Source organism: bacterium, from assembly GCA_023382385.1.
Taxonomy (GTDB): domain Bacteria; phylum Electryoneota; class RPQS01; order RPQS01; family RPQS01; genus JABWCQ01.
Genome location: JAHDVH010000001.1, coordinates 646,729 through 669,851, shown reverse-complemented (window position 1 = coordinate 669,851; position 23,123 = coordinate 646,729). Strand labels below are relative to the sequence as shown.

Genomic DNA, 23,123 nt, shown 5'->3' with positions numbered 1-23,123 from the left:
TGCCGCTTCTTGAGAATCATGCCTGAGCGCAAGTCTGAATGGACTGTGGTTGTCCTCTCCGAAACTCAGGCCCGAATGAGGCAGTTTCGTGTCAAGAAGAGCTGGCTGATTGTCGCTGTGGCGGCGGCCGTCGCTTGTGTGACACTTTTGCTGGTTCTGAGCATTATGACTTGGTCGTTATCTTCGCAAATCGAAGATAACACCGCCATGAAAGCCCGCCTCGTGGAGCTTGAGCAGACCAATGATAGAATTCGCGATCTTGCTCAGAGACTGGCTGAACTAAAACAATTTGAACAGCAGCTGCGCCGAGGCCTGCTTCTGCCCGAAGGGATAGTTCCTCCGGCTGATGCCTTGCTCTCCGATGATAGCGCTGCAACCCTTGAGACTTTGCCCGAAGATGCCACTGTGCTTGGTGTCTATGCCGAGCGCGCCCCCGATGTGGTCGTGGAAAGTGTGCTTCCGTCTGATGTTCCAACGCTCCCTCCCGTGCGCGGTTATGTGACTAGACAATTCGAGCACAAGACGTCGCTTGATGTTGCCGACCACCATGGGCTCGATGTCGCTGCGCGTGAAGGGACGCCCGTCCTCGCCAGCGCTCATGGCCTGGTGCTCTTTGCCGGATGGAGTTATCCCTACGGCAATCTGGTCATTATCGCGCACAAGTCCGGTTATCAGTCTTTCTATGGCCACAATCAGATTCTGTTAGTTCAGCCCGGTGACCGAGTGCTGCAAGGGCAGCCCATTGCCCTTCTAGGGAATTCCGGGCGCAGTTCTGCTCCACATTTACACTTTGAAATTTGGAAAGACGGAGTACGGGTCAACCCCGAATCCGTTCTCGCTCGTGAGGCAGGATAGCATTCTGTACAACCGCATTACGTCCCGCCACATCCCAACACAGGGAGGTCGGATTCATGGCTAAATGGACACGTTTGACATCACCCGACGACAGCGCCGGGGAGATGTCTACTTTGGTCGCCAAAGATGCTGAAATTCAGGGTACGATCCGTACGCAAGGGTCGCTACGTGTGGATGGCAGAATCGTCGGTGACATCATTTGCACCAAAAGCATCACGGTCGGCTCGTCAGGCTACGTGGAAGGCAATATCCTCGCCGAAAATGTCTATCTGTCGGGCCGTGTGAAGGGGTCGCTGGTCGCTAAGCAAAAGATTCATCTTGAGTCAACCGCTGATCTCGAAGGTGATTTGAAAGCAGGCAAGCTCTCGATTCAGGAAGGTGCCCGCATCAGAGGTCACGCAGCGACGGAAACTGATCGCGTCCCGTCTGCAAAGCCTGTTATGAGTGAAGTTGCCTTGACCGATCCTAATGGCTTGGTTCCCCGCAACCGCCCGGTGACTGTTCCTGACGGTGCTTGAAGGTTTTCAGCCCCCGCGGCGGCAGGATCCTCTGCAGATTGGGCTGACCATTGTTGCATCTACCGCGGTGTTTGGATTACTGGGTTGGTGGGTAGACAAGAAGATCGGTAGCTTTCCAATACTGATGAGTCTCGGCGCTATGCTCGGACTCGCACTTGCAATCTACCGCACTGTCCTTGTCCTCCGCCGCGAAGACTCCACAAATGATTCGAAGTGAATTGCTCTCTTGCGCCGCTCAGATCGGAAGGATCTGGAGCCGCAAACAGATATGATGAATTCCTTCCTCTCCGGATTGCTGATTGGCACAGTTGCCTCGCTTCCTCCGCTTGCTTTGGCTTGGATTCGACCCAAGAGTGGAATGTCCGGCTATGTCAAGCTGCGTGCCGCTGGTATGGTTGTTCGGTTTGCGTTGATCGGGATTGGGTTGATTGGGCAGCTGAAGCAGCCTGAAACTGCCAAGGTTCCCCTGTTGCTTGGCGTTGTCGTCGCCTATTTTGTTAGCCTCGGACTTGAATACTTAATTCACCGCAGAACTGCATGAAACTCGTTCGCCTGCTCATCATCTTTTCTTTGACTGTCCTTGTGGGACTGGCTTTTGCGCGTGTGGACAATAAGGTTGCGAAAACCGACCCACACGCGAATACTGCTCCGGCTGATGCTGCGCACGGCGACGGTCACAAAGATGATTTAGGCACGACACTGATTCACATTCTTGAACATCACCTTGTGGACTCCGATCACTTCGAGTTCCTGGGCCTGAGTTTTCATTTGCCGACTTTTAAGATCGGCGGTTTCGAGTTCCTGCTCAGTAAACATCGCTTGTGGTGGCTGATCGCTCTCCTGCTCATGGGGCTGGTGGTCTGGAGTGCGGCACGTCAGAAAACCCCTGTTCCTTCGGGACTTCGCAACGCACTGGAAGCTCTCGTGCTCTTCGTGCGGAATGATGTCGTGAAGCCTAATCTGCATGAAAAGACCGACGCGTTCATGCCCTACTTCATGTGCTTGTTCACCGGCATACTCTTCTCCAACTTGCTCGGACTTCTGCCGTGGGGAAGTTCCGCAACAGGCAACGTGAATGTGACCGCAGGGCTTGCATTGTGCACACTCGGACTCATGGTCGGAATGGGAATCAAAGCAAACGGTGTCGGCGGCTTTCTGCACATCTTCGCGCCTCCCGGAGTCCCGGGCTGGCTAATGCCCCTCATGATTATCATTGAAATCGTGAGCTTCCTCATTCGTCCCTTTGCACTTACCATTCGTCTTTTTGCGAATATGTTGGCTGGACATGCAGTCCTTGCAGTCTTGCTCGGATTGATAGTCAGTCTGTTGTTTGCCGCTCCTGCGATCGCGGTGGCTACCGCTGTGTTCCTGCTCGAAATCATTGTCGCGCTGATTCAGTCCTATATCTTTATCATGCTGACCGCAGTGTTTGTAGGATTGACCATGCATCCTTCGCACTAATCTCGAGTGTTTCTGCCGTCGCGAGTTCACCCGCACTGCAGATCTTGATCAGAATTCACTCAATTCATTCATACACAAGCTAACTTCTCGGAGAACTTCTCTCATGGAACTCGGAAACGGTCTCGCTCTGCTTGGCGCTGGTTTGGGCGCCGGTTTGTTCGCCCTCGGTGCTGGTTTTGGTATCGGTGCGATTGGTAAGAGCGCTATGGAAGGTATTGCCCGTCAGCCCGAAGCCGCCGGTAAAATTCAAGGTGCCGCCCTTGTGATGGCCGGTCTGGTTGAAGGAGCTGCGCTCTTCGCCTTCCTCGTTGAAATTCTGATCTGGACGAAGTAACGATCGGTTCTCGTCAGCGTTCTGACGCTGCCGGACACTCAGTTGTGTCACGCTCACTGCTGGCACGTCTTTCAATCGGTGCTGTTTTGTGTTTTCAAACCTCCACGCAAATCAGCCGGAACCTGTAAATTGGAGCTTGTCTAAGACCTCATGGGCCTGCAAAATATCCTGAATATCGAACCCGGATCGGTCATCTGGACGATCATCACCTTCTTAATTGTCGTCTGGTTGTTCGGCAAGTATGCCTGGAAGCCTATCATCAAAGGACTTCAGGATCGCGAATCATCCATCCGCAATGACCTCGAGACAGCTAAGGCTGAACGCGAGAAGGCGGGCGCCCTGCTTGACGATTACAAAAAGGCCATGGCCAATGCGAAGAAGGAAGCCGCGGAGATTATTCAGCATGCACAAGACCACGCGGCAAAGCTCCGCAGCGAAGCCGAAGTTGAAGCCAAGGAACAGTCGCACAAGCTCATTGAGCGCGCGCGTGCGGACATTGCCCGTGAATCTGAAGGCGCCAAAGCCGAACTCTCGCGCCATGTCGCCGAGTTAACCGCGAGAGCCACCTCCCGTCTCTTGGGTCGCGTCATCGACGACAAAGAACACGAGAAGTTGATTATGGATGCCTTGAAGGAGGATCGTTGAAAGGCTTCCACGGTCCGTTGCCGACGCGCTATGCGCGCTCGCTCTTTTTTGCTGCTCAGAAGGGCAACTGTGTCGTCGAAGTTGAACGGGACTTGCAGGCGCTCGAAGCTGTGTTCACGGAGAATCGTGAACTACCTCATCTGCTGTCCAATCCATCGCTGGGCAGCGCTAAGCTCCGTGGCATTCTTGTCAGTCTCGGGGCCAAACTCGGCTTCTGTTCAATGACCAATCGGTTCATCGATCTCTTGATTGAAAAGTCAAGGCTGGATTTGCTCCCGCTTATCCCTGGCCGCTACCACGAGTATTGGCGGCACTATGAAGGACAGGTCGAAGTCACTGTGCAGACTGCCGTTCCGGTCTCCGAAACTCTAAGAGAACAGATCAAGCAGAGCGTTGCAGCCCGGAGCGGAAAGAAACCTGTCATCACATATCAGGTAAATCCTGCGCTGCTCGGCGGGATCGTGGTGATCTATCCCGATCATCAGCTCGATGGTTCACTTGCCCGCAAGGTTTCTGAACTGCAAAAACATCTCGTCGGCCAGGCATAGTCCGGCAATGTCCTTTGTGCCGCTCATTCTTCGCAGACTTGCTGCCATCTAATTTGTTCAATTGCTGTTGCAGACGTTCGTTTCTGTAACTGCTTCCAGAAGTAACATTTTCAAGTTTTCACCTTCACCATGTCCACCAAACTTAAGCCCGAAGAAATTACCTCCATACTCAAAGAGCAGATCGCGGACTACCAAGCCCTGTCTGCTGTGGATGAAGTCGGCCGCGTCGTCTACGTCGGTGACGGTATCGCCCGTGTCTATGGCCTCGACAAGGTCATGTACGGCGAACTCGTCGAATTCCCCGGCAACGTGCAAGGCATGGCCTTGAATCTCGAAGAGGACAATGTTGGCTGCGTGCTCTTCGGTTCCGACCAGTCGGTGAAGGAAGGCGACATCGTCAAGCGCACCGGCAAAGTCGTACAGGTTCCTGTCGGGGAGGAACTCGTGGGTCGTGTGGTCAACCCTCTTGGGCAGCCGCTGGATGGCAAGGGACCCATTAACGCGAAAATCTTCAACCCGGTCGAAAGGCTTGCAACCGGCGTGGTCACGCGTCAGCCCGTGAAGGAGCCGCTGCAAACCGGAATCAAGGCGATCGATGCGATGATTCCCATTGGCCGTGGTCAGAGAGAGCTCATCATCGGCGATCGCCAGACCGGTAAGACTGCCATTGCCATTGATGCGATCATCAATCAAAAGGGTCAGGGTGTCGTTTGTATCTATGTCGCCATCGGACAGAAAGGTTCCACGATCGCTCAAGTCGTCAAGACTCTTGAGGATCATGGTGCGATGGAGCATACGATCGTGGTGTCTTCTACCGCGGTTGAGCCCGCTCCGATTCAGTTCATCGCTCCGTACGCAGGATGCGCAATGGGCGAGTTCTTCCGGGACAATGGCAAGCATGCTGTGTGCATCTATGATGACTTGACAAAGCATGCCTGGGCCTATCGTCAGATGTCCTTGCTTCTGCGCCGCCCGCCGGGCCGCGAAGCCTATCCCGGTGACGTGTTCTATTTGCATTCGCGACTGCTTGAACGTGCTGCCAAGCTCAATGATTCGCTCGGCGGTGGTTCGCTGACCGCACTACCGATCATTGAGACACAGGCTGGTGACGTCTCCGCCTACATTCCAACGAACGTCATTTCGATCACCGACGGACAGATCTTCCTCGAATCTGAACTCTTCTATTCCGGTATTCGTCCCGCTATCAACGTTGGTATTTCTGTTTCGCGTGTCGGTGGAAATGCTCAAATCAAAGCCATGCGCCAAGTGGCTGGTAAGCTTCGACTCGACCTTGCTCAGTATCGCGCTCTCGCAGCATTTGCGCAGTTTGCGTCGGACCTCGACAAAGCGACACAGGCGCAGCTAACGCGCGGTGCCAAGCTGACAGAAGTCCTGAAGCAAGGTCAGTATGCCCCTTGGCCCGTCGAAGAGCAAGTCGTTATTCTATGGACCGCCGGTCAGGGCTATCTGGATGATATTCCGAACGGAGAGATTGCCGCTTTTCAAGTTGAGTATATGAAGTATCTGCGCTCCGTGGGAACAGCGGTGCTTGAGGGGATTAGGACCAAGAAGGCACTTGACGATGATCTGACGGGCAGGATGAAGTCTCATATTGAGGAATTCAAGATCTCTTACAACAAGGTTCGCGCTGCGTAAAGCGTGACAGTCGGTGAAACACCCACCCGACTGGATTCTTGCTCTTTTGCTGGTCGCCGGAGTCTACCTCTGGCAGCGCACGGCATTCCCGCCCTGGATGGTGGATCTGTTGCCGATTCAATTGGCTGCGCATCAATGGGGTCAGGGAGATATCGAAAATATGTACGCGCCAGTTGACAGGTTCGACGAGTGGTACAAGACTTATGAACCTGTCGCAAGAAGTCTTGGAGGTGAAGGATTTGGCAATCCTTACTTCTATCCTCCGTTCGTGGCTGCAACGCTCGCACCTGCCAGTTCTGTCCACGCAAGGGTTTGGCGCAATGTGCTTTTCGCGGCAAACGTCTGCCTGATCTTTCTTAATGCTTGGTTTGTTCTGCTGCTTACCGGAGCGAACCGTACACTCCGCAATGCATTGTGGTGTGTCTCGCTTGTTCTGCTCTGTTATCCGATGAGCCGTGCGGCGAAACTTGGTCAGATCGTGCCCGCACTCGCCGCTTTGACTTGGGCAGGTCTGCTGTGGCTTCGTGCGGAGAAAGATACCCTTGCTGGTGTGCTCCTCGGTTTCGTGGGTGCAGTCAAATTGTTTCCCATCGGATTTGTGGCGTTGCCGGTCGTGATGAAGCGCTGGAAGACCGTGAAGTCGGCGGCATTGATCTTCATTGCGATTTTCGGAGTTTCGCTGCTTGTGCTGGGTTTGCGTGTACATGAACTCTTTTGGGCGGCAGTTAATGAGTTCCGGACCCTGACCTATCCCTATCAGGGGAATCAGTCGCTCCTTGGCTGGTTCGTGCGACTGGTCTACGACAAATCGCTGGTCGATATCGTTCCATTTAGCGATGCACGCATGGAAACAGCCAAGCTTGCGATTATCGCATTGATTGCCTTGCCCACGATCGCGTGGCTTGTGTTCTTTCGAAGGGGATATGACAAAGAGAGTTTTCCCGCTTTCGCCGGCTTGCTGCTATCAGGAACACTCCTTGCGCTGCCTACGGCATGGGAGCACTATTGGCTTTGGATGTTACCTGTGCTGGGCTGGGCGCTTCATGAAGAATGGACGCACAACGAGTCTCGCTTCCGCTTGACTTGGATCCTCATCGCAAGCATCTTCTTCTTGACAAAGCTCACGCGTTTCTACGACGAGACCGATGTGGGACGCGTTTTCAGCGGCAGTCAATGCGTAGGCATGATTATGCTCTGGTTCTGGCTCCTCCATCGCATCCGCCGAACTGTGCGATGCACCCCGCTTAACATGAATTCTTAGTTCTTCTGATTCCATTTCAACTTCTCGTGAATTGTGGCTGGTCTTAAAATAATCAAACGACGCATTGCCAGCGTCAAAGCAACACAGCAAGTCACTCGCGTCATGAAGATGGTCGCTGCCGCACGCTTGCGTCGTGCGCAGGATGCCATGATGAATGCGCGGCCATACTCGCTCACTCTGCGTGACGCTGTTCGGGACCTCTCCGAACGTGTGGATCGCTCCGCGCATCCGCTGCTGGAAATCCGAGATGTCCAGAATGTAGGGATTATCGTGGTAACCGGTGACCGCGGGCTGGCGGGTAGCTTCAACGTGAACATCATGAAGCGCGCGCAACAATTGATGCAGGCGAATGCGCAGCACGACGTGCATCTGATGACTGTTGGTAAGAAGGGTGCGGAGTTTTTTGCGCGTAGAAATGCCAATGTCGCGCATCGCATGCAGGGATTCTTCAATTCTCTGAGCTTCGATCACGCCATCGAACTCGGCGAATCCGTCACTGCGCAGTTTACGAATCGAACGATGGATCGCGTCTACGTCGTTTACAACGAGTTCAAATCGGTCATTCAACAGCAAGTTGTGGTCGAGCAGTTACTTCCAATTGAATCTGATGGCGAGATTGCCCATCCCGGCACGCAGATTATCTTTGAGCCGAGCGAAGTTGAGGTGCTAAAGGCTATACTGCCGAAGCACATAAACGTTCAGATGTGGCGGGTTCTGCTCGAGTCCTTTGCTTCTGAAATGGCTGCTCGTATGACTGCAATGGAAAATGCCACGAAGAATGCTGGCGAGTTGATTGACAGGCTGACCCTGAATTACAACAAGGCACGTCAGTCTGCGATTACGGGAGAAATTCTTGAAATCGTCGCCGGCGCCGAGGGTCTGAAGTAGATACTTTCGGCCAGCGCAGGTATATTCAGCCTGCATAATCTTGCCGCAATTGCTGCCGTTCTTTGATCTTGAGTCCAGTGCAAGTTACCTTGCCGACCTCCTCGATGGTGTCGAACCGCCCTTCGATTCCGTCGCTGTCTCCGGTCATCACTCCGAAACGCTTGCAAACAAACTGAGAGCGCGTTCCTTCAGAGTCGTGACTGGCGTGAGTCCTGCAGACGTAATCGTTTCGTGGGACGAAATTCATCTGCTGAAGGCTTCTGAGCGTTCCGCACATGTGTCGCGACTTGCAGACTTGGTGCGACGTGAATTAATCATCGCGTGTCCGTTGGGAACAGATCTTCAGCTCACCATCTACAGAAGCCTGGCAAAGTTGGCGCAAGATCTGCGTGAAGAGGTTCCGTCTGAAATCGCGCTCGCCCTTCAATATGGTCTTCCGGATCCTGTCAATGCCGCCTCGTGGGCACACGGGTTTCTTGATATAGATTTGTTCTACGCGGGTGACGTGCTCTACTATCACGAGCAAGCAACTCGCCACTTATATATGGCGCAGATGTCCATACTGCGCAAAGTAATGATGAAATTTTCGGATCCGCATGCTCATTCTGTCCCAGAAGAGCCGCTTCCGCCGGAAACGGTTCCCATGAGACGGCATCGCCGCCTGTTCTTATTAATACGTAAAAGGTAATTTGATATATGCCGCAGTATTGGAAGCGCCGCATCTCGATATTCGTGGATGGCGCTAATATGTTCTATACGCAGAAGAAGGGCCTCGGTTGGTTCTTTGATCCTGCAAAGTTATTGAAAGTCTTACGTGCCGATGATGAGCTGACGGATGCTTACTGGTATATGGGCCTCAAGCAGCCGCCTGATCCCCGTGACGAGAACTTTGTGCGCTTTCTGTCCTACGCGGGTTATGTTGTGCGGACAAAGGGTTTGAAAACGATCTATGACAGCGAAACAGGCGAGACGACACAAAAAGCTAACCTCGATGTCGAGATCGTGATGGACATGTTTAATACCATCGAGAATTACGACAAGGCTATTCTGTTGTCGGGTGACGGCGACTTCGAACGCGCTCTCGAATTGCTACGCTCGCGCGGCAAGAATATCTGTGTCGTGTCAACGCAAAACTGGATCGCTGCGGAACTCCGTCAGGCTATCGGCTCGCACTTCATTGATCTGCAAGACCTGCGCGCTCAAATCGAGCGCACGGCACCTGAGCCGCGTGAACACAGGTTTGGCGGACCGATGCTGGATCACGATCACGAGCATTAACAGGTGACGGAGTCGGCCTCCCACCGCGACGCGCTGACGTCCGCCGTAATTGCCTCTCTTGAACGTTGGCGCGATAAACCAGAAGATGCTGAACTGCATCTTTCCGATTGTGAACAACTGCTCTCTGAGTATTCGGCTGAAGAGTCGTATCGTATTATCGAGCTTGGAAGCTCTGCTGCTGATAAGATCGAACGATCGCCGGAAGTAGCCGTAGATATCACGATGCGCTTGAGCTGTTCTTCGGTCGAAGCGGCACGTGCGCTTGGGTGTGTCTTGATTGCTCGTATCGGACGTTTCAATCCGCGCACTTGGTCATCGCTGATTAAGCAGCTTGCCGATGATGAGAACTCCGGAGTGCGCGACATGGCAGCGATGATCATGGACGACCGGCCGAATTTGTCCGGTTGGGTCGCATTTCATGAGGATTATGTTCTCTCGCTTTGTGAAGAGTGGCGCTCTGATCCAAACTACCGGATTCGTCGTCTGGTGACACGGACGCTGTCGGGCTTTGCTTCGCAGTCGTCCGAAAAGGCGGCGCGCACGCTGAAGCTGCTTGCACCGCTCTACGAAGATTCGGCTGAGTACGTAAGACGCAATGTCGTTTCCGCTCTGCGGGAAATCGGCAGAACAGAATTTGAAAGCGTATTCGAATTTCTGGACGCGCGCATCGCCGAAGGGTCTTCCTACAATTCCGAACTGATTCCGCTCGTTCTCGAAGGCGCGTTCGCCCGCAAGCATCCTGATCTTCGGGACGAGCTGCTGTCCAGGCTCTAAGTCAGCGGTATTCAGGTCAGCATCGAAAAACCGAATTTCTTCTCATAACCAATACATCTGATGAACAACGGTACCATCAAGCAGATTATCGGCGTCGTGATTGACGTCGAGTTTCCAGACGGCGAGTTGCCGCCGCTTTATTCCGCTTTGCACGTCAATCAAGACGGGCGTCAGCTCACGCTCGAAGTGCAGCAGCACTTGGGTGACAACACTGTCCGCGCCGTATCCATGAATCCGACCGAAGGTCTAACGCGTGGCACGCCGGTCATTAATACCGGTCAGCCGATCAGTGTGCCCGTCGGAAATGCCGTGCTTGGGCGTATTTTGAACGTCACCGGCGATCCTGTGGACGATCTGGGTCCGGTTGCGGCCAAAACTCGTTTTCCCATTCACCGTCCCGCTCCGAAAATGACCGAGCTGAATACGAGTGCCGAAATGCTGGAAACCGGCATTAAGGTGATAGATTTGATCCAGCCCTTTTCCAAGGGTGGGAAGATCGGTCTGTTCGGAGGTGCCGGTGTGGGCAAAACCGTCATTGTGCAGGAACTCATCAACAACATCGCCAAGGCGCATTCGGGAATCTCCGTCTTTGCCGGTGTCGGCGAACGCACGCGTGAAGGCAATGACCTGTTGCGTGAATTCGTTGAGTCCGGCGTGGTCTCGTATGGGAAGAGTTTTGACGTGCATTCATTCGACATGACCAAGGTCGAAAAAAGCGCGCTGACTGACTCCAAAGTTGCGATGGTCTTTGGTCAGATGAATGAGCCGCCCGGCTCACGTTCGCGCGTGGCCCTGACGGGTTTGACAATGGCCGAGTATTTCCGCGATGAAGAAGGCAAGGATGTGCTGCTCTTCATCGATAACATCTTCCGTTTCACGCAGGCCGGCTCCGAAGTCTCTGCTCTCTTGGGTCGTATGCCATCTGCCGTAGGCTACCAGCCGACGTTGGCCACTGAGATGGGCGCATTGCAAGAGCGCATTACGTCGACAAACAAGGGATCGATCACGTCTGTGCAAGCCGTCTATGTGCCTGCCGACGACTTGACCGACCCGGCTCCCGCGACAACCTTCTTGCATCTTGACGCGACGACTGTGCTTTCACGGCAGATAGCCGAATTGGGTATTTATCCCGCCGTCGATCCGCTCGATTCTACGTCCCGCATTCTTGATCCGCTTGTCGTCGGTCAAGAACATTACGACGTTGCTCGTGGCGTGCAGTCTACGTTGCAACGCTACAAAGATTTGCAGGACATCATTGCCATTCTCGGTATGGATGAGCTTTCCGATGACGATAAGCGCGTTGTCGAGCGTGCGCGCAAGATTCAACGCTTTCTGTCGCAGCCCTTCCATGTTGCGGAAGCCTTCACCGGCCGTCCCGGCGTCTATGTCAAGACTGCCGATACGATTAAAGGCTTCAAGGGAATCCTTGAAGGCGATTACGACCACATCGGCGAGCAGAGTTTTTACATGTGCGGCGGCATTGAGGACGTGCTCCGCAATCATGAAGCCGCACAGAAGTAACACATGGCCGCGACCTTTCACGTTGAACTGATTACCCCGCAACGGCATCTGCTCTCCGCTGAAGTTGTGCACGTGCGTGCGCCCGGATCAAATGGGGATTTTGGTGTGCTCGCCAATCACTCTCCCATGGTGGCCGGATTAGGTCCGGGTAGGTTGCAAATTGACTTCCCGGACAATAAGAAGGAGGAGTTTGCGGTCAGCGGAGGTTACTTCACTGTAGACAGTAACAAGGTGATTATTCTGGCTGAAACCTGTTACCGTAAGTCCGAAATTGACCTCGAACGCGCACGCAGTGACAAGCAGAAGGCCCAGCAGCGCATTGAGGCCGCCACGCGACCCGTTGAACGGGACGAAGCCCGCGCCGCACTGAGTCGTGCCAATGCGCTGATTCTTGTCGCGGAACACAAGGGAGATTAGCTGCCGATAGGCGCCCAGCCAGTCGCACTTAAAGTCCGAATATCGCAAGGTCGAGCCGCAAGCTCGACCTTCTTTGCTGTGTTCCTTGCCTGACACACGTCACATATACTTGGCTCGCCTAACAGGCACGCGAGTTGCCCCTTACGCAGTAGCTAAAACCGGAGTGTTTACCGTGCGCTACTTTTTGTTGCGATATCTCGCCTGTCTCTGCCTTGTTTCGACGACTTCTATTTCCTGGGCTGCATCAGACTTGCAGCAGCAATTGCAGAATGCACGACTCCTGCTCGATCAGCCGGCGCCGGACTCGACCACTCTCGTGCATATGTTGAGCGGGTTTAAGTCGCTGGTTCTGAGCGGAGACGCAGGACGTTGGACGGACTCAACTTGTGTCACTATTGCAGAAATCTCGCGCGCAACTTCTGGTGACCCGCCGGGCTTCCGCTGGGCACTGAATCTCTGCCTGGCCGATCCGGAGGCGCCGTGGATGAAGCACGTCCTCAAATACGCTTGGCCCCGAAATGATTCACCTGAAGACAAACTTCTGGCGGCAGACGTTCTTCTGGACCGAGCTGATCTGAATCCGCAACAGCCGTGGGCCAATGAGTTCAAAGCCGCACTCTTCCGTGCTTATTCTCAAGATGAACTCTGGTATTCTGCTGCGTTTCTCGGCGCGCAGCTTTTGAAGAAGAACTACCCTCTTCAGCCCGAAGATCAACTCGTGTTGGGCAATACGCTGCTGCGCAGCAATCGTGTCGAGGAAGCGCGTGATCTGCTCTATAAACTCTCGAGCAATGCCGCACCGAATACTCCGCAAGCGCTGCGTGCGGCGGTCGAATTGGGTTTGATTGAACAGGTTTTGCATCGGGATATTCAGGCAAAACAACAGTTCGAACTCGCGTGGGGAGTCTGGCAGAAACAGCGCAGACGCGAGGGCTTTGACTCGCCTGCGGTGGCTAATGCGGCGTCGCGCGCACGCTGGGAACTGCTGCAATTCGAGTTTGCGGCTCTCGAAAAAACACTGCAAGTTTCGCTCGAATGGAGCGCAAAGGAAGCGAAGCGTCGTTGCAGGGAATTGCAGCGCAACAGTCAGGAGCTGCTGGTGCTCGCGCCTGATTATGACGCCGCGGTGGCCGTACTGATTGGCCGTGTGCATCGACTTGAAGGCGATGCACTATTTAAGCTCGGAATGTACTCAAGCCGTCCCGAGGACTTGTCGAAACGCGATCTCCTGCTGTCAGACGCGCTTTCGGCCTACACGCTGGCCGCAGACTTGTTTACGATGACTGCGCAGCGCCCGCAAGCGTCTATTCCTCCGCTTGCCGAAGGTCACTGGTCCACTCTCTCTAACGACTTTAAGGCCGAAGCGGCTCAGCATGCCTATGATGTTTATGTGCACGCTGCAAATCAGCTGGTCATGTGGTCTTCGGCACAGTGGGAAAAGACGCCGCTGAAGAGCTTCGGCCAGAACGGCTATTCTCCTCGCTTTGACGGCATCGTGCACGACGCCTTTCCCATTCTCACGCAGGCTGCCACCTACCGCAAACTGGCACGGCGGTTCGCGTTGCAGCATCGTGAGCTGCAGAATGCTGATGTCTCTATCACCGGTCTCTACGGAGATTTTGTCAGGCCCGTTGAAGAACTACGCAAGCTCTGTGGCAGCCAATGGCATTCGACGGCAGCCACCGCCACACAGATATCTCGGACGCTGGCCGCAACCGCGAACCCCGATGCGGTGGCATCACTAAGCGAAGCCCTAACCGTTCAGATTGGGGAGGCGAAGAAGCTTGCTGCGGAATCCTCGATCGCCCTCGGCGACATGTTCACTCTCCTATTCGCTGCAGTGCCTGAACGGGATTCGCTGGCCTTGTTGGCCGAGCATAAACTCGCATTGCACCGTGACTATGCTGTCATGAACCGGACGTTGCACGAGTCGCTCGAACTCGCAACACATACTCTCGACCGCCGGGATCCGAAGGCAGCAGGCCTTCGCTCGAAGTTCTACAAATTCAGCTCACAGGCTGCGGATGCGGAAATGCAGACGCTCGAGAGCGGACATCAGTGGGCGGAAGTTAACGGCTACTTGCTGCAGGGGGGGAGAGAACTCTACGCGCGGCTCTCTGAACGAGATCCCCAAAGATACCCGCTTAGAGGCGGGGTGTTGCAGGCAGGGAGATAGTTAGCCGTTGCATTGTGCGCGGCCAAGGAACGGCGGCTCAGAAGGGGCCGCCGGCTGTTTATGACGGTGAATGGACCGGTCTAGTCAGCACAAGGTTACGAATGGTCTGACTTGTCTTTAATTCACTGGCTTGCAGATGTTCCTGTTGCCGGGTTGATTTTCCCCCAAATTTGCTCCATATTGTGCTGGAACGCATGACCTGCGCCGCCTGCTTGGCGGCGCTGTTATTTCTAATAATCTTATGCCTTTGCAGGTCTCAGATCTACAAAAGCGGAATTTAAGATGACGACAAGAACTCATACCTGTGGGGAGCCTCGAAAGGGCGACAACGGAAAACGAATTGTGCTGCAAGGCTGGGTGGCGCGCGCGCGTGACCTCGGCGGATTGGTCTTTATTGACCTGCGGGACCGCTACGGAAAAACCCAGGTCGTCGTGCAGCCGGAGGACTCGGCCGAGGTTGCGAAGATTGCCCACGAGCTGAAGAATGAATGGGTGATCGAGATTCACGGGACCGTGCGGTTGCGGCCCGAAGGGATGATCAACTCCGATTTGCCAACTGGTGAAGTGGAAGTTGTGGCGTCCTCCATCGAAGTGCTGAACCGCTGCCCGGAGTTACCCTTCCAGATCGAAGGTGCGGAGAAGGCGTCCGACGAGCTCCGCTTGAAATATCGCTATCTCGACTTGCGCAGACACGAATTACAGGACGTGCTGATTCTGCGGCACAAGGTCGCGAACATAGCGCGCAATCACTTCACAGAGCAGGGCTTCATCGAAGTTGAAACACCGTGTCTGGTCAAGAGCACACCCGAAGGTGCACGCGACTATCTCGTGCCGTCTCGCGTGTTTCCTCATCAGTTCTACGCGCTTCCGCAATCGCCACAGATCTATAAACAGATTCTCATGGTTGCGGGCTTTGACAAGTACTTTCAGATCTGTAAGTGTTTCCGTGACGAGGACCTGCGCAGCGACCGCCAGCCGGAGTTCACGCAGATTGACGTCGAGATGTCATTTGCCACGCGCGATGGCGTATTTGCAGTTGTCGAGTCGCTGTGGGTGAAAATCCTCCGAGAAGTGTGGGGAGTCGAGCTGCCCGTGCCGCTCAAGAGACTGACCTACACAGAGTGCATTGAGCATTACGGCTCGGATAAGCCGGATCTGCGGTATGACTTGCGCTTTGAGAATGTTACCGAGCTTGTGAAAGACACCGAATTCCGGGTGATTCGCGGCGCTGTGGAAGAAGGAGGAGTGGTCATTGGGCTACGAGTGCCCGGGCATGCCGAGATTTCCCGCAAACAGTTTAGCGAAGTCGAAGAACTCGCCAAGCATGCCGGACTCGGTGGTATTCTGCCTCTGAAACTGTCTGCAGAAGGCTTTGGGGGCATGCTTTCTGGTAAGGTTGATGATAGCGCGTTGAAAAAGATTTCTGACCAACTGCGCGGGGAGACGGGAGATTTGCTTCTGTTGGCCGTTGGACAAAAGAGTAAGGTTTTAAAGTCTCTCGGTGTGTTCCGAATCAAACTCGCCGAGTACTTTAAACTGTTTGATCCGGCGGATCACCGCAAAGTCTCGATGTTCTGGGTTGTGGATTTTCCGCTGTTCGAGAGAGATGAAGATACCGGCGAAGTCGCACCTGCCCACCATCCTTTCACTGGATTCGATCCGGCGGATGAGCACTTGCTCGAAACCGAGCCGTGGAATGTGCGAAGCACCTCCTACGACCTTGTCATGAACGGCAACGAGCTGCTGTCCGGCTCCATCCGTATCCATGATCCAGTCCAGCAAGCGAGGATCTTCCAGCTCCTCGGGATTTCGGACGAAGAGGCTAAACTTCGCTTCGGGTTCCTTGTGGATGCCTTGAAATATGGTGCTCCTCCGATGGGAGGCTTTGCGCTTGGCTTCGACCGGATGATCATGGTGTTGACAAATCGTCCGATTCGCGACGTCATTGCATTCCCCAAGACGACACTGGCGCAGTCACTGATGGACGGCAGTCCCTCCCCGATTGAGCGTAAGCTTTTGACTGACTTGAAGATAGACCTTCTTCCGTTGGACACTGGAAAGTCCTAGCAATTCTGGATTTCCGATAAGTCTGGATAAGTCAAGTCCTGAAATCACAATTTCCTAACGGGGTTATCCACAACCTGTTTTTTTGGTGACTGCCCTTGGCTTTGTTGACTTGCGGCCCGTTTTTTGTTAATTTATGTCTGTGGTCAGCCCGAAGAAGTATAGGTAACCGCGACGACCCACGCTTAGTGGATAAGTACCGAAGTCAAACCTCATTTCGCACGTACAAGCTGTACCTCCTGCGGTCCCAGTTGACCGTTGTGAGGTATTTTTTGTTGGATGAACCCAAGGAGGCATGACCTGAATCATAGATCTGCCGCAATGCAACAAGCCCCTCAAGACTTTATTGAAATCGTCGAACTGCCTGTCGAGGACGGGGTTCTGCGCCCGATGCTCGGACCCAACGACGAGAATCTGCGCTACTTACAGCGCATGATTAGCTCCAAAGTCACGGCGCGTCGCGAAAAAGTTCTGATTCGCGGAACACAACAGGACAATCTCGAGGCTGTGGAAGTTATCATGGAACTCGTCGGTATCACGCGCAAGCAGGGGCATTTGACGCGAGGAGATATTGACAGAGTGCTGCGAATTTCCGGTGCTCCGGCGACCGGCGCGCAACGCGAACTCCACGCCGACCCCAGCGCTCCCTTTGCCGCTATGTTCCGCTCCGGAGATCGGACCTACAATCCTCGCACGTCCGGACAGAATGAGTATTGGGAAGCTATCCAGCGCAATGACTTGACGTTCGCGCTCGGTCCCGCGGGAACCGGCAAGACGTTCATTGCTGTTGCCTGTGCCGTGCAGATGTTCCAGGCGGGAAAGTTCGATAGGATCATTCTCGTGCGACCGGTCGTTGAAGCAGGGGAGAGCCTCGGTTTTCTGCCGGGTGATGTGCGCGAAAAAGTGGACCCGTATTTCCGGCCAATATATGATGCATTGATGAAGATGATTCCCGCCGATAGATTGCGCAAATTGCTCGACCGGCAAATCATCGAAATCGCCCCGCTCGCCTATATGCGTGGCCGTACACTCGATAACGCATTCCTAATTCTTGACGAAGCGCAGAATACGACCTACGGTCAAATGAAGATGTTTCTGACGCGTCTTGGAGAAAACTCGAAAGCCGTAATTACCGGCGACATGACTCAGATTGACTTGCCGCGTAAGGGAGATAGCGGTCTACTGGGCCTTGAGCAGATCCTTGAGACTATCCCGGGCATTCAGTTTATCAAATTGAAATCCTCGGACGTTGTGCGCCATCCGCTCGTGGGGCACATCGTGCGAGCCTACGACAGGTATACTAAATCACACCCGGACGAGAGCGAGTCCGCGGCATCAGAAACAGGCGAAGCGCTCGGCAAGCTGCCTTCTAAACCCGGTGAGCCGCACTCCACCTCAGATGAATGACAAACCTCCCCCGCGCAGGCGCGCTCGCGGCTCGATAGAGTTCTACTCCGAGATTCCCCGAGCGCGCGTGCGCAAAAGCTACACCTTGGCATGTGCGGCCGCGGCGATGCGCCGCGTCCCAAACTCCGTCGGATCGATTCGGCTGGTTCTAATCGGCGACCGCAAGATGGCCGCCCTCCACCGTGAATTCCTGAACGTGCCCGGCACGACCGACGTTTTGACATTTGATCTCTCCGAACCCGGCGAAGCGCTCGAGGGTGAGATCTACATTTGTCTCGATCAAGCGCGCAGACAAGCGCGTGACTATCGTGTGCCGCTCTACGAAGAAGTGGCGCGACTTGCCGCACATGGCGTGCTGCATCTTGCAGGCTATGACGATCACACGGACTCCGGCAAAACCGAAATGCGCCGCTTGGAAGACGCTGCGCTGCGCAGAGGGAGGGCGGAATGATTGACGCCTATTCCCTCTGGAGCCTGCTTGCGTTCTGCTTGCTGCTGGTCTTTTCAGCGTTCTTCTCGTCCTCCGAGACGGCTCTATTCTCCCTGACTCGTTCGCAGATTCGCGAACTGATGGAAGAGTCGTCTGACGATCCGGCCTCCAGGGTGCTGGCAAAGCTCCTGAAAGATCCGCGCCGTCTGCTGATCAATCTGCTGATCGGTAATACGATTGTCAACATCATGGCAGCTACCGTTGCTGCGATTGCCACCGCCCGCGTAGTCAGTCATTTCAACGCGAGTCCGTGGATCGTGTTCGTCGTGCAGGGTCTTGCTGTAACGATTGCCTTGCTGGTCTGCGGCGAGATCATCCCCAAATTCGCTGCCGTCCGCAACCCGTTGAAGTGGTCGCGTGCGATTGCTGGTCCCATGACTTTGTTTGATAAGCTGCTCTATCCCTTTGCGTTGGTGATTACCCCGATTGCCGACGGAGTCGCCAAGACCTTCGGTGTCGAAAAACGGAAGCTTTGGATCTCGGAGGAAGAGATTAAGACTCTCCTTGAAGTCGGCGAAGAGCATGGGGCGCTGGAAAAGACGGAACGCGAAATGATTCACTCAATCTTTGAATTGGGTGAAATCTCGGTGCGCGAAATCATGGTGCCGCGGACAGATATGGTCGCCATAGAAGTCCGAACCCCATTGACCAGAGTTCTTGAGATCCTCCGTGAATGCGGACACTCGCGGTTGCCGGTCTATGACGAGCGTGTGGATAATGTCATCGGTATCTTGCATGCGAAAGACCTGATGACATTCTATCCTTTTGACCAAGAAGTGGATTTGAAGAAAGTTCTCCGTCAGGCACACTTCGTCCCTGAGGCCAAGACTATCGATGAGTTGCTCAAGCAGTTTCAGGAGCAGCGCATTCACATGTCCATTGCCGTGGACGAATACGGCGGTACGGCCGGGCTGGTGACACTTGAAGACATCATCGAAGAGATCGTCGGCGAGATTCAGGACGAGCATGATGCCGAACGCCCGCTGTGGACGCGTATCGACGAATATACTATCCTGTTTGATGCTAAAGTCGACGTGGAAACCGTGAACGAAGTTTTAGGCGACGATGTTATTCCAATCGACGACGACTTCGATACACTCGGCGGATTCTTGCTGTCCGAAATTGGCGATTTCCCAGAAGCCCATGCACGAGTTGAATACCACAATTATGAGTTCATTATTGAAGAAGTGCGCAGACACAGGCTGGGCCGCGTGAGAATCATTCGCCGCGAGGCTATTGAGGACTCTTCGAAATGAGTCTGCGTGAACGCATCGGATGGAAGCTGCTCACGTGGCGCACACATGCCAACGAGGATGGACAGGTCGAGTTGCCGGGCCTCGTCCGGAAGACGCAGCGCGCGTGTATTCTACTTCCTGCGAATTTTGACGATTTCGATCTTGTGAGGACCTTTCTGCCCGAACTGCTTGACCGGTTGGATGGGCGGCTGATTACTATCTGGGTGAGGGACAACTTCCGCAGCTGGCTGGTCATCAACGAATATTGCACGGTCATGAGTTATGATCCTGCGGCGGCCACACGTTTTGGCTTGCCCAATACTCAAACGCTGCGCGCTTTAAAGTCGGTGGAGCACGACCTGCTCATTGATCTGTCTCTTAATCCCGAACTATATGTAACTGCTTTGGCCTGCGAACTGCGCGCACGAACGAAGATTGCGCTTGCCCATCCCTGTCGGCAGACTCTCTATCATCTATTAGTGGACAGCAGATCCGGCGATCACGCGCGTCGTATCAACGCGTTGCTGCAATACTTGTAAAGAAAAGCACTTGTGACCAGAGTCTTTCAGCCTACTCCGTTTACTGACCAAGCCGCCGCAGAGTTCGCGCGGCTTGCGCATATTATGGCAGCTCTCCGCGCACCGGACGGTTGTCCGTGGGACCGCGAGCAGACGCATGAATCGCTGCGCCCCTATCTCATCGAAGAGACTTACGAAGTCCTCGACTCGATCGACCGCAAGGCCTACGTCGAATTGAAGTCGGAGCTTGGGGACTTGCTCCTGCATATCGTCTTTCATGCGCGGCTCGCCGAAGAAGAACAACTATTCACGCTCGTGGACGTGCTGCAAAAAATCAACGAGAAGCTGATACGCCGCCATCCGCACGTGTTCGGCGATGCGGTTGTGAACTCGACCGATGACGTGAACAAGCAGTGGGAGCAGATTAAACTTGCCGAGACCCATCGCCCGCAACTCCTGTCCGGTGTCCCCAAGCATCAACCGGCCCTGAATCGGGCTTACCGAGTGCAGGAAAAGGCGGCGGCGGTCGGCTTCGACTGGCCCTCCGATGAACCGGTCTGGCAAAAGCTTTCCGAAGAGATCGACGAGCTGAAACTTGAGCTGTCTGCGGGCCGCCGCGAGCGCATTGAAGCGGAATTTGGTGACCTGCTGTTTACCTTGGTGAATTTGGGACGCAAGTTAAACATTCATCCTGAAGAAGCCCTGCGGACGTCCATCGAGAAATTCACAAACCGCTTTGGCCAAATTGAACTGGACTTGCGCGAAGCTGGAATTCCTCTCCATGAGGCCGGACTTGAGAAAATGGACGAGCTGTGGAATCTTGCAAAATCGCGCGAAGAGGTGAACTCTTGAGTCCCGGTCGCAGGAAGGAAGATCGGGCACGATCGCTCGGATACGACCGGCTGCGAATCGAAGATGCGTCGCAAGGCGATGCCGAAAATGCCCTCGTTCCCAAGAAAGAACGGGCCTTCCTGATCGGAGTTTGCAAGCCGGGGGAACTTATGTCCACCGCGCAGGATCATCTCGATGAACTGGCCATGCTGGTCGAGACTGCCGGAGCGGAAATCGTGGATCGCGAGCTGGTGAAGCTGCGGCAGATTGACTCCGCCCTCTACTTAGGCAAAGGAAAGACCGCAGAGATCGCCTCGTATGTCGCGGAAACCGGGGCGGACTTGGTCGTGATCGACGAAGACCCCGCACCCGCGCAAACACGGAATCTCGAGCGCGAGCTAAAGTCTCGCGTTATTGACCGTTCTGGTTTGATCCTCGACATTTTTGCGCGGCGGGCGCAGACCCGTGAAGCCCGTACTCAGGTCGAGCTTGCACAGCTCAAATATATGTTGCCGCGACTGACGGGCGCGTGGACGCACCTTGAACGTCAGCGCGGCGGTATCGGGATGCGGGGTCCCGGCGAAACCCAGATCGAAACTGACCGCCGGATAGTTCGCACACGCATCCGCAAACTCGAAGAAGAGCTTGCCGATATCGAGCGCCAGCATCGTACTCAGCGGGCCAAGCGGCAGGAAGTATTCCGCTTCTCTTTGGCTGGCTACACAAACGTGGGCAAGTCCACTCTAATGAATGTCCTGACCTCGGCTGGTGTTTATGAGGAAAACCTGCTCTTTGCCACCCTCGACTCAACGACGCGGATGTTGCCTCTTGGACAGGGAATAAAGGCCGTGTTGTCAGATACTGTCGGCTTCATCAGAAAATTACCACCCGGACTCGTGGCGAGCTTCCGCTCCACATTAGAGGAGATTCGAGAAGCCGATTGCATCGTGCATGTTGTGGATCTTGCCTCCGTTACCTTTCTGGAGCAGAAAGAAACAGTAGAAAAGATTCTGACGGACATGGGACTTTCTGACATACCGGTGATTGAAGTCTTCAACAAGATCGATGCTTTGGAAGACCCATCCCCGTTGCGCTGGGTGAAAGAACATCGGCCTGAAGGCGTGCTGGTCAGCGCGCGGAGCGGGGAAGGGATTGACAGCTTGCGGGAACGGATGCGAATGGTCCTCGAGCAGGGCAAAATCACCCTGGACATTGAGCTCGATGTTGCCGATGGCAAGCTCTGGCAAGAGCTGTATAAAGTCGGAGAAGTCCTCGCTACTGAGACTGTTGGGGATAAAGTCACTTTGCAGGTCAGGATGGATAAGGTGGATGCAGGAAGACTGGGATTCCTGGAAAAAGCAAAGCCTGACCCTTGGCGGCGTGGTGGAGCGACTGACTCTTAGCGACTTCGTCTTCCACAGACAGAGGCGTAAGTCACGAAGTATTTTTCGGGGTAGTTTGCGGGGTTTTCCCATTTTTGGCCTTTTGAGGGATTGGACGGGCACGCTTAAGTGTGATAAAGGACGATATATATTAAACTTTCGGCTCCACAGTAGTCCTCAATAGGCACTTGTAATCTTAGTGACTTACAGCCGAATGTCCCTTGAGGGGGTCTTGACAAGACCCCCTTTTCTCTGTATATTTGCATTCACTTTATTGAACAGAAAGTTTAATATACTTGGAACACAGACCGGTGGATATCGGAGCACGCTTACGAAATCTCCGACTCGCCCGGGACCTGACCCAAGAAGAGTTAGCCGAACGGGCGGATTTGACCAAAGGGTTCATCTCGCTGCTCGAACGCGACCAGACCAGTATTTCAGTCGACAGCCTCTTGCAAATCCTGAAAGTACTGGATGTTAAGGTCACGGACTTCTTCAAAGAGTCGCAACCTGATCAGGTGGTTTTTACCAAGTCAGAGCGAATCTCTCTAATGGAGACCGGTGCTGAACGGTTTGAACTCTTGATTCCGGGCGGGGCGGACCGCGAAATGGAAGCCGCCTTGGTCACTCTCGAGGCTGGACAGCAGACCTATCCGACCAAGCCCTATCAGGGTGAAGCTTTTGGGTTTGTGTTGTCGGGCGCTATCCAATTAGTGTTCGGCAGCGACAGTTTCTCCGCGTCGGCCGGGTCGAGCTTCTACTATTCCGGCGAACGGGAACATTTCATTCGAAACTCCGGCAAGCGAAGCGCCGAGTTTATTTGGGTAACAACGCCGCCCACTTTCTAAGTTGCGTTGGGTTTTT

General features: G+C 54.3%; 25 protein-coding genes. All 25 read left to right on the top strand.

What is annotated here, in order from left to right:
• The first annotated feature begins 18 nt into the window (after positions 1–18).
• The 25 genes from KJZ99_03045 (at position 19) to KJZ99_02925 (ending at position 23,107) form a co-directional block, all read left to right on the top strand.
• Complete coding sequence (locus KJZ99_03045) at positions 19–855, top strand: M23 family metallopeptidase (GenBank protein ID MCL4304864.1); 837 nt, start codon at positions 19–21, stop codon at positions 853–855.
• 56 nt (positions 856–911) lie between these two features.
• A complete protein-coding gene (locus KJZ99_03040) occupies positions 912–1,373 on the top strand; it encodes a polymer-forming cytoskeletal protein (GenBank protein MCL4304863.1) in 462 nt (153 codons plus the stop codon).
• On the top strand, positions 1,366–1,590 hold the full coding sequence (locus KJZ99_03035) for an AtpZ/AtpI family protein (GenBank protein MCL4304862.1): 225 nt from the start codon (positions 1,366–1,368) through the stop codon (positions 1,588–1,590). The genes KJZ99_03040 and KJZ99_03035 overlap by 8 nt, the downstream gene beginning before the upstream one ends.
• Positions 1,591–1,641: 51 nt before the next feature.
• A complete protein-coding gene (locus KJZ99_03030) occupies positions 1,642–1,914 on the top strand; it encodes a hypothetical protein (GenBank protein ID MCL4304861.1) in 273 nt (90 codons plus the stop codon).
• Entirely contained in the window at positions 1,911–2,834 is a 924-nt protein-coding gene (gene atpB, locus KJZ99_03025) for a F0F1 ATP synthase subunit A (GenBank protein ID MCL4304860.1), read from the top strand. The genes KJZ99_03030 and atpB overlap by 4 nt, the downstream gene beginning before the upstream one ends.
• 103 nt (positions 2,835–2,937) lie before the next feature.
• Positions 2,938–3,168, top strand: coding sequence for an ATP synthase F0 subunit C (locus KJZ99_03020; GenBank protein MCL4304859.1), 231 nt, complete (start codon positions 2,938–2,940; stop codon positions 3,166–3,168).
• Between the two features lie 150 nt (positions 3,169–3,318).
• Complete coding sequence (gene atpF / locus KJZ99_03015) at positions 3,319–3,813, top strand: F0F1 ATP synthase subunit B (GenBank protein ID MCL4304858.1); 495 nt, start codon at positions 3,319–3,321, stop codon at positions 3,811–3,813.
• Complete coding sequence (atpH, locus tag KJZ99_03010) at positions 3,810–4,361, top strand: ATP synthase F1 subunit delta (protein MCL4304857.1); 552 nt, start codon at positions 3,810–3,812, stop codon at positions 4,359–4,361. The genes atpF and atpH overlap by 4 nt, the downstream gene beginning before the upstream one ends.
• Positions 4,362–4,490: 129 nt before the next feature.
• On the top strand, positions 4,491–6,017 hold the full coding sequence (atpA, locus tag KJZ99_03005) for a F0F1 ATP synthase subunit alpha (protein ID MCL4304856.1): 1,527 nt from the start codon (positions 4,491–4,493) through the stop codon (positions 6,015–6,017).
• A 13-nt stretch (positions 6,018–6,030) separates the two neighbouring features.
• Entirely contained in the window at positions 6,031–7,278 is a 1,248-nt protein-coding gene (locus KJZ99_03000; protein ID MCL4304855.1) for a DUF2029 domain-containing protein, read from the top strand.
• Positions 7,279–7,311: 33 nt separating this feature from the next.
• Positions 7,312–8,166 carry an ATP synthase F1 subunit gamma gene (atpG, locus tag KJZ99_02995; protein ID MCL4304854.1) on the top strand — a complete coding sequence of 285 codons (855 nt, stop codon included), beginning with the start codon at positions 7,312–7,314 and terminating at the stop codon, positions 8,164–8,166.
• 40 nt (positions 8,167–8,206) lie between these two features.
• On the top strand, positions 8,207–8,854 hold the full coding sequence (locus tag KJZ99_02990; GenBank protein MCL4304853.1) for a hypothetical protein: 648 nt from the start codon (positions 8,207–8,209) through the stop codon (positions 8,852–8,854).
• Positions 8,855–8,862: 8 nt separating this feature from the next.
• Positions 8,863–9,444 (top strand): NYN domain-containing protein, encoded by a 582-nt coding sequence (locus KJZ99_02985; protein ID MCL4304852.1) that lies wholly within the window; start codon positions 8,863–8,865, stop codon positions 9,442–9,444.
• Positions 9,445–9,447: 3 nt separating this feature from the next.
• Positions 9,448–10,218, top strand: coding sequence for a HEAT repeat domain-containing protein (locus tag KJZ99_02980; protein ID MCL4304851.1), 771 nt, complete (start codon positions 9,448–9,450; stop codon positions 10,216–10,218).
• 60 nt (positions 10,219–10,278) lie between these two features.
• Entirely contained in the window at positions 10,279–11,739 is a 1,461-nt protein-coding gene (gene atpD / locus KJZ99_02975; protein MCL4304850.1) for a F0F1 ATP synthase subunit beta, read from the top strand.
• Between the two features lie 3 nt (positions 11,740–11,742).
• Positions 11,743–12,156 (top strand): F0F1 ATP synthase subunit epsilon, encoded by a 414-nt coding sequence (locus tag KJZ99_02970; protein MCL4304849.1) that lies wholly within the window; start codon positions 11,743–11,745, stop codon positions 12,154–12,156.
• Between the two features lie 172 nt (positions 12,157–12,328).
• On the top strand, positions 12,329–14,332 hold the full coding sequence (locus tag KJZ99_02965) for a hypothetical protein (protein ID MCL4304848.1): 2,004 nt from the start codon (positions 12,329–12,331) through the stop codon (positions 14,330–14,332).
• Positions 14,333–14,614: 282 nt separating this feature from the next.
• Positions 14,615–16,399, top strand: a complete 1,785-nt coding sequence (aspS, locus tag KJZ99_02960) for an aspartate--tRNA ligase (GenBank protein ID MCL4304847.1) — start codon at positions 14,615–14,617, stop codon at positions 16,397–16,399.
• Positions 16,400–16,786: 387 nt separating this feature from the next.
• Positions 16,787–17,803: a PhoH family protein gene (locus KJZ99_02955; protein MCL4304846.1), complete on the top strand. Its 1,017-nt coding sequence runs from the start codon at positions 16,787–16,789 to the stop codon at positions 17,801–17,803.
• Positions 17,796–18,254, top strand: coding sequence for an rRNA maturation RNase YbeY (ybeY, locus tag KJZ99_02950; GenBank protein ID MCL4304845.1), 459 nt, complete (start codon positions 17,796–17,798; stop codon positions 18,252–18,254). Before KJZ99_02955 ends, ybeY begins: the two co-directional genes overlap by 8 nt.
• Positions 18,251–19,549 (top strand): hemolysin family protein, encoded by a 1,299-nt coding sequence (locus tag KJZ99_02945; protein ID MCL4304844.1) that lies wholly within the window; start codon positions 18,251–18,253, stop codon positions 19,547–19,549. The genes ybeY and KJZ99_02945 overlap by 4 nt, the downstream gene beginning before the upstream one ends.
• Positions 19,546–20,067, top strand: coding sequence for a hypothetical protein (locus KJZ99_02940; GenBank protein MCL4304843.1), 522 nt, complete (start codon positions 19,546–19,548; stop codon positions 20,065–20,067). Before KJZ99_02945 ends, KJZ99_02940 begins: the two co-directional genes overlap by 4 nt.
• An 84-nt stretch (positions 20,068–20,151) precedes the next feature.
• Positions 20,152–20,898: a nucleoside triphosphate pyrophosphohydrolase gene (mazG, locus tag KJZ99_02935; protein MCL4304842.1), complete on the top strand. Its 747-nt coding sequence runs from the start codon at positions 20,152–20,154 to the stop codon at positions 20,896–20,898.
• Positions 20,895–22,280, top strand: coding sequence for a GTPase HflX (gene hflX / locus KJZ99_02930; GenBank protein ID MCL4304841.1), 1,386 nt, complete (start codon positions 20,895–20,897; stop codon positions 22,278–22,280). The genes mazG and hflX overlap by 4 nt, the downstream gene beginning before the upstream one ends.
• Positions 22,281–22,555: 275 nt before the next feature.
• A complete protein-coding gene (locus KJZ99_02925) occupies positions 22,556–23,107 on the top strand; it encodes a helix-turn-helix domain-containing protein (protein MCL4304840.1) in 552 nt (183 codons plus the stop codon).
• Positions 23,108–23,123: the final 16 nt, after the last annotated feature.

What these genes read in the sequence shown, in the direction of transcription:
- KJZ99_03045 (MCL4304864.1), top strand. Translation starts at nt 19, where the DNA reads ATGCCTGAGCGCAAGTCTGAATGGACTGTGGTTGTCCTCTCCGAAACT.
- KJZ99_03040 (MCL4304863.1), top strand. Translation starts at nt 912, where the DNA reads ATGGCTAAATGGACACGTTTGACATCACCCGACGACAGCGCCGGGGAG.
- KJZ99_03030 (MCL4304861.1), top strand. Translation starts at nt 1,642, where the DNA reads ATGATGAATTCCTTCCTCTCCGGATTGCTGATTGGCACAGTTGCCTCG.
- atpB (MCL4304860.1), top strand. Translation starts at nt 1,911, where the DNA reads ATGAAACTCGTTCGCCTGCTCATCATCTTTTCTTTGACTGTCCTTGTG.
- KJZ99_03020 (MCL4304859.1), top strand. Translation starts at nt 2,938, where the DNA reads ATGGAACTCGGAAACGGTCTCGCTCTGCTTGGCGCTGGTTTGGGCGCC.
- atpF (MCL4304858.1), top strand. Translation starts at nt 3,319, where the DNA reads ATGGGCCTGCAAAATATCCTGAATATCGAACCCGGATCGGTCATCTGG.
- atpA (MCL4304856.1), top strand. Translation starts at nt 4,491, where the DNA reads ATGTCCACCAAACTTAAGCCCGAAGAAATTACCTCCATACTCAAAGAG.
- KJZ99_02985 (MCL4304852.1), top strand. Translation starts at nt 8,863, where the DNA reads ATGCCGCAGTATTGGAAGCGCCGCATCTCGATATTCGTGGATGGCGCT.
- atpD (MCL4304850.1), top strand. Translation starts at nt 10,279, where the DNA reads ATGAACAACGGTACCATCAAGCAGATTATCGGCGTCGTGATTGACGTC.
- KJZ99_02970 (MCL4304849.1), top strand. Translation starts at nt 11,743, where the DNA reads ATGGCCGCGACCTTTCACGTTGAACTGATTACCCCGCAACGGCATCTG.
- aspS (MCL4304847.1), top strand. Translation starts at nt 14,615, where the DNA reads ATGACGACAAGAACTCATACCTGTGGGGAGCCTCGAAAGGGCGACAAC.
- KJZ99_02955 (MCL4304846.1), top strand. Translation starts at nt 16,787, where the DNA reads ATGCTCGGACCCAACGACGAGAATCTGCGCTACTTACAGCGCATGATT.
- ybeY (MCL4304845.1), top strand. Translation starts at nt 17,796, where the DNA reads ATGAATGACAAACCTCCCCCGCGCAGGCGCGCTCGCGGCTCGATAGAG.
- KJZ99_02945 (MCL4304844.1), top strand. Translation starts at nt 18,251, where the DNA reads ATGATTGACGCCTATTCCCTCTGGAGCCTGCTTGCGTTCTGCTTGCTG.
- KJZ99_02940 (MCL4304843.1), top strand. Translation starts at nt 19,546, where the DNA reads ATGAGTCTGCGTGAACGCATCGGATGGAAGCTGCTCACGTGGCGCACA.
- mazG (MCL4304842.1), top strand. Translation starts at nt 20,152, where the DNA reads ATGGCAGCTCTCCGCGCACCGGACGGTTGTCCGTGGGACCGCGAGCAG.